Below are 14,034 nucleotides of genomic sequence, written 5' to 3'. Positions count from 1 at the left end.
GTCACCCCCACAACGTACGGGCCGACGCGGCGAGCGCACGCAGGCGCCGACCGTCGAGGATCATCCGCGACTCGCCGATCCCGAAGGCGGGCCGTTGCACGACGAGTTCGAGTGGCCCCTCGGGCGGGAGCGGCCGGAGCCAGGGGGCCGTGGGAAAGAAGACGGTGTGCACGGGTCTACTCTCGCGCCAGCGACGGGTCGGCGCCACCTCCGACGCTCAATACCCCGCGAAAGCGTCGGTCGTGAGCGATCTCGCTGCCTTCAACGCCGGTGCCAGGGCGGCGATCAGTCGCGGCGGTCCCGAGACGTATGCCGCGCGCCGCGCGATGTCGGGAACCGCGCGCAGCAGCCCCTCGGCATCCACGCGGTCGGGCCCCGCCCACGTCCACCCGCTCGGCAGGTCGGCCGGTTCGTCGGGGCAGAAGACGACGACGGGGATGCCGCTGGCGGCGATGTCGTCGCGGAAGGCGAGCTCGGTCGACTCCGATGCCACGTAGACCAGAACGACGTCACGGCGCTGCCCGGTGGCGACGAGGTGCCGCAGCTGCGACACGAACGGCGTCACGCCGATGCCCGCCGCGACCAGCAGCACCGGCGCGGTGGGGCGCGACGGGAGCACGAAATCGCCCCACACCCCCGTCACCGCCAGCGTGGAGCCCGGCTCGACCGCGGCCAGCGCCTTCTTGTACGACGACTGCGAGCCGTCCTTGAAGGCGATGCGCACCTGCGGCAGATCTTCCGGAGCCGACGCGATCGAGAACTCCCGGCGCGTGCCGCGACCGTCGGGCCGACGGTGGGGCACGTCGAGCTCGAGATACTGTCCGGGCGAGAACGAGAAGGGCCGGGCGGCGTGGAAGGTCAGCTCACGCACGGTGGGCGTCAGATCACGACGCCCCTCCACGCGCAGGCGCACGGCCGCCCGCAGGCAGAACAGGAACGCCAGGAGGTTTCCGACGAGCAGGGCACGCTCCTGGCCGAGGGTGATCTCTCCGACGGGGATGGGCCAGCCCGCCAGCGCACCCACGACCACCGCGACGACGTACTGCTGTGTGCGCCGCGGGGGCAGGGTCAGCGGCTCCGACAGCATGAAAGCGCCGAGGAAGAGAAACGGCGAAGAGAACGCCACCTGCGCCAGGAGAGCCGGTGCGTCGACGGGGAAGCCGGCCGCCTGGAACTGCACGCTCGTGCGCACGAAAGCGACCACCATTGCGACGAGCCAGAAGGTCGCGACGATGGGGAGTTTGTCGGTGCGCAGCAGCAGCACCGCACCCAGCACGAGCACCGGGGCAGCCATCCAGGGCGAGCCGACCCACCAGGCCGACGACCCCAGGTCGGGCGCCCAGATGCTCGCGATCGTCAGCACCGCAGCCCCCGTGGCCGCCGGATTGAAGACATGGCGCCCGCGCCAGGCGAGCAGGTACTTCGAGCCGGATGCCACGACCCCGGCGAGGGCGAGACCGAGCAGGCCGAGCGGCTCCAGCGTCGGGCGTAGCACGAACAGCAGGATCGCGGCGGTGATCAGCGAGGACTCCAGACGGCGCGGCATCCGGAGCACGCTCTGCACGGCGAGATCGGTCGCGGCGCAGGCGGCGGCCAGCACCACGGCGCTGACGACGATCTCGAGGGGCTGCGCACCGATCTGCCCCGCGAACGACAGCACGAGGGCGATGAGGGCGAGCAGCCCCAGCGACGACATCACCAGTCGGTACATCGAGACGCGGCCGATCAGGCCGAGCATGCGGGTCGAGCCCGCGGTGAGCGTGGTGCTCATGAGGTTCCCTTTCGAGGGCGTGAGGGGGTCACGAGAAGATCTCGCCGGCGAATCCGCGCGACCACTCGACGCGGCCGTCGGTGTGCATGCGTACCCACTCCGCGTTCCAGGATGCCGCGAGCTCGGGCCCGCCGTCGAAGAACAGGGCCGTGGCGAGGGCGTCGGCCCGCATCGCGGTGTCGGCCAGCGCCCAGGTCCCGGCGTACGCCCGCACGGGGACGCCGGTGCGGGCGTCGAGCACGTGGTGCAAGCCACCGCCCCACGCGCGCCGGTTGATCGCCGACGCGCACAGCGCGCCGTCGGTCACCGTGACCACGCCGATCGCGCGCGTGGCATCGTGAGGGTGCTCGAGGGCGACGCGGACCGGGGCGCCCCGAACGGCGAGGTCTCCCGAGGCGTCGACGACGACGTCGCCGTCGAGGTGCCGGCGAACCGCGTCGAGCACGAGATCGACCAGGCGCCCCTTGCCCAGGGCGCCGACGTCGATCGTCGACGGGCGCGTCACGGTCAGCCGCCCGTTCTCCCACGTGACGAGCTCGCGCCACCGGGGCGCGGGCTCGGGGGCGCCCGACGGCACGAGCGTGAGCCGTGCGTCGTAGCCCGCGCGTGCCAGCGCGTCGCCCACCAGGGGGTTCACGGCCCCGGCCGTCGCGGCGTCGAGCTCGTCGTACAGCGAGAGCATGGCATCCGTGTCGGCGGGGGCGGGAACGGATGCCGAGCGGCCCACCGCGAGCGCCGAGACCAGGGAGTCATCGCGGAAACGCGACCACTCCCCGTCGAAGCGGTCGATGACGGATGCCACGGCGTCGCGGGCGACCGACGACAGCGGCATGGCCGTGTCGATCGCCCACGTCGTGCCGATCGCGTCGAAGGTCCAGGTCGAACCCGTCGCGGTCGGAGCGGTCATGATGCTCAGGCCTGCGCCTCGGTCTTGATCGTGTCGACGGCCTTGTTGAAGCCGCCGCTGGTCAGCGACGAGCCGGCGACCTTGCTGACCGAGATCTCGTCGAGCTTCTTGCCCACAACCTCGTCGGCGATACCGCCGATGAACTCGCTCTGGTAGCGCCGCGACTCGGCCGCCTGCGGGTCGCCCGTCACTGTGACGGCGGTGACGGTGTCGCCGGCGATCGTCAGGGTCACGTCGACCGTCTCGACGCTCTCGGGCGTGGCGTACTGGCCGGTGGCCTCGTACGTGCCGTCCTTGTAGACGCCCGTCGCCGTCGACCCGCCGGCCGTGCTCGAGGTCGGCGCGCTCGTGGTGGGGGCCGACGAGGCGGCCGGGGCGGCGGCGCTCTCGGCGGGGGCGTCCGTGGCGGTGCCGCCCGAGCACCCGGCCAGCGTGACGATGCCGGCGACGCCCAGCAGGGCGGTGCCGACGCGGACGGGACGGGGTACGGCGGTGGTGCGGATCATGAGGGTCCTCCTTCGGTCGTGCCTCGTGGCGCGTTCGTGCCCACGGTAAGGACACGACCTTCACAGCGGCCCGGTTCATTCCTTTGTGCCGGCTATGAGGGGCGGCGTTTCGGTCTGCTCCATGCCCGTGCCGTCGGGCGGAGTTTTACGCCGACACGCCGTGTCCACGGCATCCCCGTCGGCGTGTCGCCTCCGCCCTCCGCAGGACGGCTCCCCGGCGCCGCCCCGGCCGCCCGGACTCCCCGCCGCCGCCCTCGGTCGAGGCGCCCGGCGTCGGAGTCTCGCCCGCGCCGCCCCAGCCGTCCGAGTCGTCCCAGCCGTTTGAGCCGTTTGAGCCGTCCTGCGGAGTTGTCCGCCGACACGCCGCACCACGGCACCCCCAACCGGTGTGTCTCCCACCGACTCCGCACGACGGTCCACCGCCGCCCGAGCCGTCCCGCGGAGTTCACCGCCGACACGCCACGCCACGACACCCCCAACCGGCGTGTCCCCCAAAGACTCCGCACGACGGCCCGCCGCCGCCGCCACCGCCGCACGACAGCCCACCGCCCCGCCCGACACGCCCCGCCCACCCCGCGGAGCACACAAAGCCCCGGAACGAACTCGGCCACCTCCCGCGGGAGGTGGCCGACTGGGAGAAGAGACGCCTACGCGTCGCCGCCGAACATGCTGGTCACCGAACCGTCCTCGAAGACCTCGTGGATCGCGCGGGCCAGCAGCGGCGCGATCGGCAGCACCGTGAGCCCCGGGAATCGGCGCTCGGGCGGAAGCGGCACCGTGTCGGTGACGACGACCTCGTCGATCGCGGCATCTTGGAGTCGCTCGCTGGCCGGGTCGCTGAAGATCGCGTGGGTCGCGGCGACGATGACCTTGCGCGCGCCGTTGGCCTTGAGCGCCTGCGCCGCCTTCTGGATCGTGCCCCCGGTGTCGATCATGTCGTCGACGAGCAGGCAGGTACGGCCCTTCACGTCACCGACGATCTCGTGCACCGAGACCTGGTTGGCGACCTTCGGGTCGCGACGCTTGTGGATGATGGCCAGGGGCGCGCCGAGGCTGTCCGACCACGTGTCGGCCACGCGCACGCGGCCCATGTCGGGCGAGACGACCGTGAGGGTCTCGCGGTCCTCACCGGTGAGGCCCTGCTCGAAGTGCTCCAGCAGCACGGGCTTGGCGAAGAGGTGGTCGACGGGGCCGTCGAAGAAGCCCTGGATCTGGGCGGCGTGCAGGTCGACGCTCATGATGCGGTCGGCGCCGGCCGTCTTGAGCAGGTCGGCGACGAGGCGGGCGCTGATCGGCTCGCGGCCGCGACCCTTCTTGTCTTGCCGCGAGTACGGGTAGTACGGCGCGACGACGGTGATGCGCTTGGCGGAGGCGCGCTTGAGGGCGTCGAGCATGATGAGCAGCTCCATGAGCCACTCGTTGACCGGCGGGCCGAACGACTGCACGACGAACACGTCGCAGCCGCGGATCGACACCTCGAAGCGCGTGTAGATCTCACCCGAGGCGAAGGTGCGGTGCTCGGTGGGGGCCAGCTCGGTGCCGAGGTGCTCGGCCACCTGCTTCGCCAGTTCGGGGTGCGAGCGACCCGAGGCGACGACGAGCCGCTTCTTGGTCTTGGCGACGAGCCCGGGGGCGATGCCGTTGTCGCGGTCGAGGTCTACACGATTCTTCTTACGAGCCATCGGCCGCTTCCTGTTCAGCCCGAGCTCGCGCGGCCACGTCGGCCGCCGCGGTGCCCGGTCGGTTCTTCTCGACCCACCCCTCGATGTTGCGCTGGGGGGACACGCTGAGCGCCAGCGCACCGGCCGGGACGTCCTTGCGGATCACCGCGCCGGCACCCGTCTTGGCGCCGTCTCCAATCGTAACCGGCGCGACGAAGACGTTGTGCGAGCCGCTGTGCACCTCGTCACCGATCACGGTGCGGTGCTTGGTGAGATCGTCGTAGTTGGCCGTGATGGCGCCGGCGCCGAGGTTCACCCCGCGTCCGATGTCGGTGTCGCCGATGTACGACAGGTGCGGAACCTTGCTGCCCTCGCCGATCGAGGAGTTCTTCACCTCGACGAATGTCCCGACCTTGGCGTTCACGCCCACGCGGGCGTTCGCGCGCAGGTAGGCGAAGGGCCCGACGGTGGCGCCCGCCTCGACGACGGCGAGAGTGCCGTCGGTGCGGGTGATCGTGGCGTCCTCCCCCACCTCGCAGTCGGTGAGCGTGGTGTCGGGGCCGATGGTGGCGCCGCTTGCGATGACGGTCGCGCCGCGCACGTGGGTGTTCGGCAGGATCGTGACGTCGGGAGCCAGAGTGGCGGTGACGTCGATCCAGGTGGTCGCCGGGTCGACGACCGTGACGCCCTCGAGCTGCCACCGCCGCACGGTACGCGCGTTGAGCGTTCGCCCCGCCTCGGACAGCTGTACGCGGTCGTTGACGCCGAGGGCGGCCGCCGCATCGGGGGTGATGGATGCCGCGACCCCGAGGTCCGCGTCGCGAAGCAGGCCGATCACGTCGGTGAGGTACTTCTCGCCCTGCGCGTTCGCGGTGCCCACGAGCGCGAGCTGCGTGCGCAACGGCTCGGCCCGGAAGACGTACACGCCCACATTGATCTCGGTGACCGCGGCCTCGTCGGCCGTGGCATCTTTCTGCTCGACGATGCGGCGCACTCCCTGCTCGTCGTCGCGGATGATCCGGCCGTAGCCGAACGGCTGGTCGACGCGGGCGCTCAGCAGGGTCACGGCCGAGCCGCCGGCGCGGTGCGTCGCGAGCAGTTCGGTGAGGGTCCCGGTCTCGAGCAGGGGCACGTCGGCGCTGAGCACCAGCACGTCGCCGTCGAAGCCGTCGAGGACTCCCAGAGCGGCCTCGACGGCGCGTCCCGTGCCCGGCACCTCGTCTTGGTCGACGACGACGACGCCCGGGGCCAGTTCGGCGACGGTCTCGGCGACGAGCTCACGTTCGTGGCGCACGACCACGACGATGCGCGCCGGGTCGAGGGAGGCGGCGGTGTCGAGCACGTGCCCGACGAGGGGTCGGCCCCCGACCGGATGCAGAACCTTCGGGATGCGCGAGCGCATGCGGGTGCCCTGGCCCGCGGCGAGGACGACGACAGCGAGCTCGGTCGTAGAGGTCATGCTCCGCCGCCAGGATTCGAACCTAGACCTAACAGCTCCAAAGGCTGTCGTGCTGCCGTTACACCACGGCGGACCGTGCCCGCGGGCACCGGACAAGTCTGCCAGACGCGGCCCCCTCGCGACGGCGGGCCGGACGATGAACGCCATAATGAGACCGTGAGCCGGGAGAGTGACGAGGTGGACCGCATCGTCGATGCGTGGATGCGTCAGCGCCCCGACCTCGATTTCTCGCCCCTCGAGGTGCTCTCGCGTGTCGCCCGCCTCTCGCGTCACCTCGACATCGCCCGCAAAGAGGCGTTCCGCCGCAGCGACATCGAGTCGTGGGAATGGGACGTGCTCTCGGCGCTCCGACGCGCGGGGGAGCCCTACCAGCTCAGCCCGAAGCAGTTGCTGCAGCAGACCCTCGTGTCCAGCGGCACCATGACCAATCGCATCGACCGGCTCGTCGCCCGCCGGTTCGTTCGACGCGAAGCCGACCCGGGCGATGGACGGAGCATCCTCGTGACCCTGACCGACGACGGCCGCGTACGCGTGGATGCCGCCATCACCCGACTCGTCGACGCCGAGGCACTGCTGCTCGACGGGCTGTCGCGGAGCGATCGCGACCGCCTCGCCGGCCTGCTGCGCAAGCTCAGCCTGGGATTCGACGCATGAGCGAGGTCACACGGACCCCCTCGCCGTGGTCGCGCGTGCGCGCGTGGTTCGACGTCCGCTTCCGTTCGCCCGCAGCGATCTACGGCCTCATCGTCTACGCGTCGTTCGTGAGCATCGCGGAAGACCACGCGGAGTCGTCCTGGGATCTGCTCGGCGAGTCCGTCTTCCCCCTCATCGTGTTCTTCATCGCGCACGTCTTCGCGCACACCCTCACCGACCACGGCACGCACGGTCTGCGACGTTCGACGAGGGATGCCATGCGGCACGGCGCCGGCATGCTCTATGCGTCGCTGCCCGCCGCCCTCTGCCTGGTGTACGGCGGGATCACCGACGCCACGGCCGAAGATGCGTCGGACTGGACCGCTTACGTGTCGATCGTCGTCTTGGCATTGCTCGGTTACAACGCATACCGCAGTCGCGGCTCGAGCCTCGTCGTGCGCCTCGTCGGCGCGCTCGCCACCGCCATCCTGGGCGTGCTCATCATCGGCCTCGAGGTTCTCGTGCACTGACCCGCGAGTAGGGGGCTCAGCCGATCGCCTCGGTCAACTCGAACCACCGCATCTCGAGGTCGTCGCGCTCCGCCTCGAGACCCGAGATGCGCTCCATCTCCTTGCCGAGTCCGACGTAATCGCCCTGGTCGTGATCGGCCAGCGCCGCTTTGGCGGTGTCGATCTGCTGCTGAAGCTTCTCGATGCGCCGCTCGGTGGCCGAGGCCTCCTTCTGCGCGGCGCGGAGGTCGGCACCTTGGAGACCCGGGGCCGCGGGGGCGGTTCCGGATGCCGCGGGGCTCGAGGGAGCGGCATCCTGAAGCGCCCGAAGACGCAGATACTCGTCGACTCCTCCGGGGAGGTGGCGGAGCTTCGTGTCGAGGATGGCGTACTGCTGATCGGTAACCCGCTCGAGGAAGTACCGGTCGTGCGAGACGACGATCAGGGTGCCCGACCACGAGTCGAGCAGGTCTTCCATCGCGGCGAGCATGTCGGTGTCGAGGTCGTTGGTCGGCTCGTCGAGGATGAGGACGTTCGGCTGGTCGAGCAGGATCAGCAGCAGCTGCAGGCGCCGCTTCTGCCCACCGGACAGGTCTTTCACGGGCGTGGAGAGCTGGGCACTGGAGAAGCCGAGGCGCTCGAGAAGCTGGCCCGGAGTGAGCTCCTGGGCCTTGGAGCCCGCGCCGAACGAGTACGTCGTGCGCAGCCCCGAGATCACGACGCGAACGGGATCGTTCAGGTGCTGCTCGAGTTCGTCGAGGCGCTGGGTGAGGGTGGCGACCTTGACGGTCTTGCCGCGCTTGACCCGGCCGGTCGTCGGTTCGAGCGAGCCGGTGACCAGGCTCAGCAGCGTCGACTTGCCGGCGCCGTTCACTCCCAGGATGCCGGTGCGCTCCCCCGGAGCGATGCGCCACTCGACGTCTTTCAGCACGGTCTTCTCGCCGAACGCCACGCCCGCGTCGAGCAGGTCGACCACGTCTTTGCCGAGACGCGCCACCGCGAGCGACTGCAGCGCGACCTTGTCGCGGATCTCGGGCACGTCGGCGATCAGCTCGTTGGCCGCGTCGATGCGGAACTTCGGCTTGGAGGTGCGGGCGGGCGCCCCGCGGCGCAGCCATGCCAGCTCCTTGCGGGCGAGGTTCTGGCGGCGCTGTTCGATGGATGCCGCCTGGCGGTCGCGCTCGACCCGCTGCAGGATGTACGCCGCGTACCCGCCCTCGAAGGGCTCGACGATGCGGTCGTGCACCTCCCACGTGACGGTGCAGATCTCGTCGAGGAACCACCGGTCGTGCGTGACCACCAGCAGTCCGCCGGCACTGGGCGCCCAGCGCTTCTTGAGGTGTCCGGCGAGCCAGGTGATCGCCTCGACGTCGAGGTGGTTGGTGGGCTCGTCGAGGAAGAGCACGTCCCAGTCCCCCGACAGCAGCTTCGCCAGCGCGACGCGGCGCCGCTGACCGCCCGACAGGTCGCCGAGGCGCGCGTCCCAGGGCAGGTCGCCGAGCAACCCCGCGATCACGTCGCGCGTGCGCGCGTCGCCGGCCCACTCGTGCTCGGGGCGGTCGCCCACGACCGCGTGACCGATGGTGTCGTCGTCATCGAGGGTGTCCTGCTGATCCAGCACGCCGACCGTGACGCCGCCGCGCACGGTGACGCGCCCACCGTCGGGCTCGCGGATGCCGGCGAGCATGCCGAGCAGGCTCGACTTGCCGTCGCCGTTGCGGCCGACGATGCCGATCCGGTCACCCTCGTTGACGCCGAGCGAGACGGAGTCGAAGACGACCTTGGTCGGGTATTCCAGGTGCAGGGCTTCGCCCCCGAGCAGATGTGCCATATCCGTCCCAGGCTACGCGGTGCCACGCTCGGCGCGAGCGCGGGGTTCCCGGCATCCCGGATCCGCCGCCCGGCGAACCGGACGACGACCCGATCACAGACCACGGCGGGGCCGCCCGCGAACCGGACGACCCCGCCAGAGGAGTCGGGACTCAGAAGCCGTTGGCCGCGAGCCATTCCTTCGCGATCTCGGCGGACGCCTCCTGGTCGACCGTCGACTTCACGTTCAGCTCGACGAGTCCCGCGGGCGTCAGCGCGGCGCTGACCTTGTTCAGCACGTCCGACACCTCGGAGGCCACGTTCGCGTTGACGACCGGGACGACGTTCGACGCGAGGAACAGTCCCTTCGGGTCACTCAGCGTGACGAGGTTGTCGGTCTGGATGCGCGGGTCGGCGGTGTAGACGTTGGCGACCTGGATGGTGCCGGCGACGAGGTCGTCGACCGTGGTCTCACCGGTGGCCGAGAACTGCACGTCGACGCCGTACGTCGACTTCAGCCCCGAGGGGCCATAGGGACGCTCGGCGAGCTCGGCGTTGCCGCCGAGGGTCAGGCCCGAGGTGACCTTGGACAGGTCGGCGATCGAGGTCAGACCGTTCGCGTCGGCGAACGCCTTGGTGACGGTGTACGAGTCCTGGTCGGTGGCCGGCGACTGGTCGAGCACCTGCAGGCCCTGAGGGAGAGCGGCCGGCAGCGCCGCGTAGACCTCTTCCGAGGTGCGCGCGGTCGTGTCCTTCTCGAAGAACTGCAGGAGGTTGCCGGTGTACTCGGGGAAGACCGAGACGGTCCCGTCTTCCAGCAGCGGGATGTAGGCGTCGCGCTGACCGATCTGGAACTGGCGCGTCACCGTCTTGCCCGCGTTCTCGAGTGCCTGAGCGTAGATCTCGGCAATGATCTCGTTCGAGTAATAGGCCTGCGAGCCGACGACGATCGTGTCGGAGGATGCCGAGGCGTCACCGCCGCCGTTGCTGAGCGGGTCGCTGGATGCGCCGCCGCAACCGGCGAGGGCGAGGGAGGTGACGGCGAGGCCGGCGAGGAGGCCGAGGCCCTTGCGAGTTCGTGCTGTGAACATGGGTGCTCTCTTTTCTGGTGATTCAGGATTCGGATGGGTCAGGGGGTCGCGGCCGGTGCGGTGGGCGCGCCGACGGCGATGGCCTCGGCGCGACGCTGCCGCGAGGACCGGCGCTGCGGCTGCGCGGACGCGGCGACGCGGATGCCGCGGGGCACGACGAGGTGTTGGAGCAGGGCGAACAGCCCGTCGACGACGAGCGCGAGCACGGCGACGAGGATGGCGCCGCCGATGAGCATGTCCAAGCGCCGCAGCGGGATCGCGGCGATGATGTACTGCCCGAGCCCGCCGAGACCGATGTACGCCGCGATCGTCACGGTCGCCAGCACCTGAAGGGTGGCCGCCCGGATGCCGCCGACCAGCAGCGGCAACCCCAGCGGGACCTCGATGCGCCAGAAGATCTGCATCTCGGTCATGCCCATCGATCGGCCCGCGTCGATCACGCGGCGGTCGATGGCCTCGAGGCCCGTGTACGCGCCGGCGAGCAACGAGGGGATGGCGAGGATGACGAACGAGATGACGGCCGCCTCGGGTTTGTGCAGCACGCCGAGCAGCAGGGTGAGCAGGATGAGCAGGCCGAAGGACGGGATGGCGCGGGCGGCGCCGGAGATGGCGACGGCGGTCTCGCGCCCCTTCCCCGTGTGCCCGATGAACCACCCCAGGGGGATGGCGATCGCGCCCGCGACGACGACGGCGATGAGCGTGTAGAGGAGCTGCACCCCGAGAGCCGCCGGGATCGAGTCGTAGGGACTCTGATCGCCCGAGAAGATCCAGGCGAACGCCTCACCGATGAGGTTCATGCCTTCACCAGCGTCCGGTTGGAGATACGCGAGACCGTCTTCGTCCCGCGGGTCCACGGCATGAGCAGACGCCCGGCGAAGACGAGCAGCAGGTCGATGACGAGGGCGAGCACGACCACGGCGATGACGCCCGCGAACACCTCAGGGATGATGCGGCGCTGCAGACCGTTGGTGAACAGGTAGCCGAGATTCTGGATACCGACGAGGATGCCGACCGTCGCCAGTGCGATGGTGCTGGCAGAGGTGACGCGCAGCCCCGCGAGCACGACCGGACCCGCGAGCGGGAACTCCACCGCCCAGAACCGGCGGAACGAGCCGTAGCCGATCGCCGTGGACGCCTGGCGCACACCGGCATCCACCGAATCGAGACCGTCCGCGACGGCACGCACCAGGATCGCCACCGCGTAGATCGCCAGGGCGACGATGAGGTTCGTCTCACTGACGATGCTGTACCACCCGGTGACGACGGGGAAGAGGATCAGGAGCGCGAGCGAGGGGATCGTGTAGAGCAGGCCGGTGATGGTGATGACGCTGCTGCGCACGAGGCGATACCGCCAGGCGAACCAGCCGAGCGGGATGCTGATGACGAAGCCCACGAGCAAGGCGATGATGCTCTGGCGCAGGTGCACCAGCGTCAGCTCCCCGATCAGCTCGAGGTTGTTTCCCACCCAGTTCACGGGCGGGAGTCCTCCACGAGCGCGCCCTGCGTGCGTCCCTCGGCATCGACGACGACCGTTCCCGTCGCGGTCTGCTTGAGATGCAGCGCGCGCTTTCCCTTCACGGCACCGATGAAGCTCGCGACGAAGTCGGATGCCGGGTTCTCGACGATCTCGCTCGGGGTGCCGACCTGCGCGATCTTCGCGCCCTTCTCGAGGATGACGACCTGGTCGCCGAGGAGGAACGCCTCGTCGATGTCGTGCGTGACGAACACGATCGTCTTGCCGATCTCGTCCTGCAGGCGGATGAGCTCCTGCTGGAGCTCGTCGCGGACGATCGGGTCGACGGCGCCGAACGGCTCGTCCATGAGCAGGATGTTGGGGTCGGCCGCGAGTCCGCGGGCCACGCCCACGCGCTGCTGCTGGCCGCCGGACAGCTGACTGGGGTACCGGTCGGCCATCGCGGTGTCCAGACCGACGGTCTCCATCAGCTCGAGCGCGCGCGTGCGTGCGGTCTTGCGACTCTGTCCCTGCAGGACGGGCACGGTGGCGATGTTGTCGGCGACCGTGAAGTGCGGCAGCAGGCCGGAGTTCTGCATGACATAGCCGATGCTGCGGCGCAGCTGCACCGAGGGCTTGCGGCCGATGTCGTCGCCGTCGATCGAGATCGTGCCCGACGAGGGTTCGACCATGCGATTGATCATGCGCAGCAGAGTCGTCTTGCCGCAGCCCGACGACCCGACGAACACGGTCGTCTTGCGTGAGGGGATGACGAGGTGGAAGTCGTCGACGGCGCGCGTACCGTCGGGGAAGACCTTGGAAACGGCCGAGAACTCGATCATGCGCTGACCCGACCTCAGTCGGAGACCACGACCTTGCGGTCGAAGGCGACGAAACCGGCGAAGTCCTTGCCCACGCGGTCGACCGCACCGGGCCGCAGGTCGGGATACGACCACGCGCCGTCGGAGAGTTCCGCGCCGTCGACGGAGATGTTCCAGTACTGCGCCGCCCCCTTCCAGGGACACGTGTACGGCGTGGGGCTCTGACTCAGCGCACCCTCACGGATCGCGGACGGCGGGAAGTACCAGTTGCCCTCGATGGATGCCAGGTCGTCACGGTCGGCTTCGGCGATCACGACGCCATCCAGCGTTGCCTTCATGGGACCCCCCTCCGTGGCGGCCCGCGGGCACGGCACCCGACGGTGTCCGACCACCTCGCACGAGGCTAGCGAGGCACCGATCGCGCAATCGGAAGATTGCCCCGTGTGACGAGCTCGGGTATGGTGCCCGACGGTCAGATCACGCGGGCACCGGCGACAGGGCCGTGGACGTGCAGCGCCACCAGCCCGGCGGCACTCAGGGTGATCTGCAGATCGAGCGCGGCGGACTCGTCGGCGGCGAGGAATGCCAGGGTGGGCCCTGATCCCGACACGATCCCGGCGAGCGCGCCGGAGCTCTCACCGCGTTCCAGCACGCGCGCCAGCTCGGGGCGCAAGTGCAGGGCCGGCGCCTGGAGATCGTTGCGCAACGTGGCCGCGAGCATGCGCGCGTCGCCCTGGCGCAGGGCATGGAGCACGTCGGGGTCGACCGCGGGAACCCGCGGGGCGGGACCGATGTCGACGGCGTGACGCTCGCGGTGCGCGTCGAGCTCGCCATAGACGACCGGGGTCGACATGCCCAGCTCGTTCGGCACCAGCACCCAGTCGAAGCGACCGCGCGCGAGCGCGGGGCTCAGCTCGTCGCCGCGGCCGGTGCCCACCGCGGTCCCACCGAGCAGGGCGAAGGGGACGTCGGCGCCGAGACGGGCGGCCAGGTGGGCGAGCTCGCCCGTCGGCATCCCCAGGCCCCAGAGGGCGTCGCAGGCCACGAGTGCGGCAGCCGCGTCGGCGGAACCGCCCCCCATGCCGCCGGCGACCGGAACCGCCTTGCGCACAGACAGGTGCGCGCCCCTGTCGACGCCGGCCGTCTGCGCGAGCAGCCGGGCGGCCCGCACGGCGAGGTTGCGGTCGTCGGTGGGTACGCCCTCGATGTCGACGGGCCCGCGCGCGCTCACCTCCATCGTGATGTCGTCGGCCGGTGTCGCCACGATCTCCTCGTAGAGCGACACCGCCTGGAACGCCGTGGCGAGCTCGTGATATCCGTCGTCCTGCACGTCTCCGACCTCGAGGAAGACATTGATCTTCCCGGGTGCGCGCACGCGGACCGATGCGGGCGGCAGGGGGCTCATCGACCGGCT

Annotated in this window: 15 protein-coding genes and 1 tRNA gene; 2 read left to right on the top strand and 14 right to left on the bottom strand. The window is 70.5% G+C overall.

Annotated elements, in window-relative coordinates; all coding sequences use genetic code 11:
• Position 1: 1 nt before the first annotated feature.
• The 7 genes from QE412_RS01130 to QE412_RS01100 form a co-directional block, all read right to left on the bottom strand.
• Complete coding sequence (locus QE412_RS01130; protein WP_307479100.1) at positions 2-172, bottom strand: hypothetical protein; 171 nt, start codon at positions 170-172, stop codon at positions 2-4.
• A 45-nt stretch (positions 173-217) separates the two neighbouring features.
• Positions 218-1,771: an FAD-dependent oxidoreductase gene (locus QE412_RS01125; RefSeq protein ID WP_307479095.1), complete on the bottom strand. Its 1,554-nt coding sequence runs from the start codon at positions 1,769-1,771 to the stop codon at positions 218-220.
• A gap of 28 nt (positions 1,772-1,799) precedes the next feature.
• Positions 1,800-2,678 (bottom strand): FAD:protein FMN transferase, encoded by an 879-nt coding sequence (locus QE412_RS01120; protein ID WP_307479092.1) that lies wholly within the window; start codon positions 2,676-2,678, stop codon positions 1,800-1,802.
• Positions 2,679-2,683: 5 nt separating this feature from the next.
• A complete protein-coding gene (locus QE412_RS01115; protein WP_307479089.1) occupies positions 2,684-3,184 on the bottom strand; it encodes an FMN-binding protein in 501 nt (166 codons plus the stop codon).
• 647 nt (positions 3,185-3,831) lie between these two features.
• The gene (locus QE412_RS01110) at positions 3,832-4,866 is read right to left on the bottom strand and encodes a ribose-phosphate diphosphokinase (RefSeq protein ID WP_307479086.1); all 1,035 of its coding nucleotides are present in this window, start codon (positions 4,864-4,866) and stop codon (positions 3,832-3,834) included.
• Complete coding sequence (glmU, locus tag QE412_RS01105; protein WP_307479083.1) at positions 4,856-6,304, bottom strand: bifunctional UDP-N-acetylglucosamine diphosphorylase/glucosamine-1-phosphate N-acetyltransferase GlmU; 1,449 nt, start codon at positions 6,302-6,304, stop codon at positions 4,856-4,858. The genes QE412_RS01110 and glmU overlap by 11 nt, the downstream gene beginning before the upstream one ends.
• A gap of 1 nt (position 6,305) precedes the next feature.
• Positions 6,306-6,377 (bottom strand) — tRNA-Gln (locus QE412_RS01100).
• 83 nt (positions 6,378-6,460) lie between these two features.
• Here QE412_RS01100 and QE412_RS01095 point away from each other — a divergent pair.
• Both QE412_RS01095 and QE412_RS01090 read left to right on the top strand, forming a co-directional pair.
• Positions 6,461-6,958: a MarR family winged helix-turn-helix transcriptional regulator gene (locus tag QE412_RS01095; protein WP_307479080.1), complete on the top strand. Its 498-nt coding sequence runs from the start codon at positions 6,461-6,463 to the stop codon at positions 6,956-6,958.
• On the top strand, positions 6,955-7,467 hold the full coding sequence (locus QE412_RS01090; protein WP_307479078.1) for a hypothetical protein: 513 nt from the start codon (positions 6,955-6,957) through the stop codon (positions 7,465-7,467). Before QE412_RS01095 ends, QE412_RS01090 begins: the two co-directional genes overlap by 4 nt.
• 16 nt (positions 7,468-7,483) lie before the next feature.
• On the opposite strand, the gene QE412_RS01085 is transcribed toward QE412_RS01090, so the two are convergent.
• The 7 genes from QE412_RS01085 to QE412_RS01055 form a co-directional block, all read right to left on the bottom strand.
• Positions 7,484-9,277, bottom strand: a complete 1,794-nt coding sequence (locus QE412_RS01085) for an ABC-F family ATP-binding cassette domain-containing protein (RefSeq protein ID WP_307479076.1) — start codon at positions 9,275-9,277, stop codon at positions 7,484-7,486.
• 151 nt (positions 9,278-9,428) lie between these two features.
• The gene (locus QE412_RS01080) at positions 9,429-10,346 is read right to left on the bottom strand and encodes an ABC transporter substrate-binding protein (protein WP_307479073.1); all 918 of its coding nucleotides are present in this window, start codon (positions 10,344-10,346) and stop codon (positions 9,429-9,431) included.
• A 38-nt stretch (positions 10,347-10,384) separates the two neighbouring features.
• Positions 10,385-11,143 (bottom strand): ABC transporter permease, encoded by a 759-nt coding sequence (locus QE412_RS01075; RefSeq protein ID WP_307479070.1) that lies wholly within the window; start codon positions 11,141-11,143, stop codon positions 10,385-10,387.
• Positions 11,140-11,820 carry an ABC transporter permease gene (locus QE412_RS01070; protein ID WP_307479067.1) on the bottom strand — a complete coding sequence of 227 codons (681 nt, stop codon included), beginning with the start codon at positions 11,818-11,820 and terminating at the stop codon, positions 11,140-11,142. The genes QE412_RS01075 and QE412_RS01070 overlap by 4 nt, the downstream gene beginning before the upstream one ends.
• On the bottom strand, positions 11,817-12,641 hold the full coding sequence (locus tag QE412_RS01065; RefSeq protein ID WP_307479064.1) for an ABC transporter ATP-binding protein: 825 nt from the start codon (positions 12,639-12,641) through the stop codon (positions 11,817-11,819). The genes QE412_RS01070 and QE412_RS01065 overlap by 4 nt, the downstream gene beginning before the upstream one ends.
• 14 nt (positions 12,642-12,655) lie before the next feature.
• Positions 12,656-12,958 carry a DUF427 domain-containing protein gene (locus tag QE412_RS01060; RefSeq protein WP_307479062.1) on the bottom strand — a complete coding sequence of 101 codons (303 nt, stop codon included), beginning with the start codon at positions 12,956-12,958 and terminating at the stop codon, positions 12,656-12,658.
• A 134-nt stretch (positions 12,959-13,092) separates the two neighbouring features.
• A complete protein-coding gene (locus QE412_RS01055; RefSeq protein ID WP_307479060.1) occupies positions 13,093-14,025 on the bottom strand; it encodes a 4-(cytidine 5'-diphospho)-2-C-methyl-D-erythritol kinase in 933 nt (310 codons plus the stop codon).
• Positions 14,026-14,034: the final 9 nt, after the last annotated feature.

It is taken from the genome of Microbacterium trichothecenolyticum, from assembly GCF_030818955.1.
Classification (GTDB): Bacteria; Actinomycetota; Actinomycetes; order Actinomycetales; family Microbacteriaceae; genus Microbacterium; species Microbacterium trichothecenolyticum_B.
Note: the sequence above shows the minus strand (reverse complement) of the source record. Positions and strands in the feature narration are given on the sequence as shown.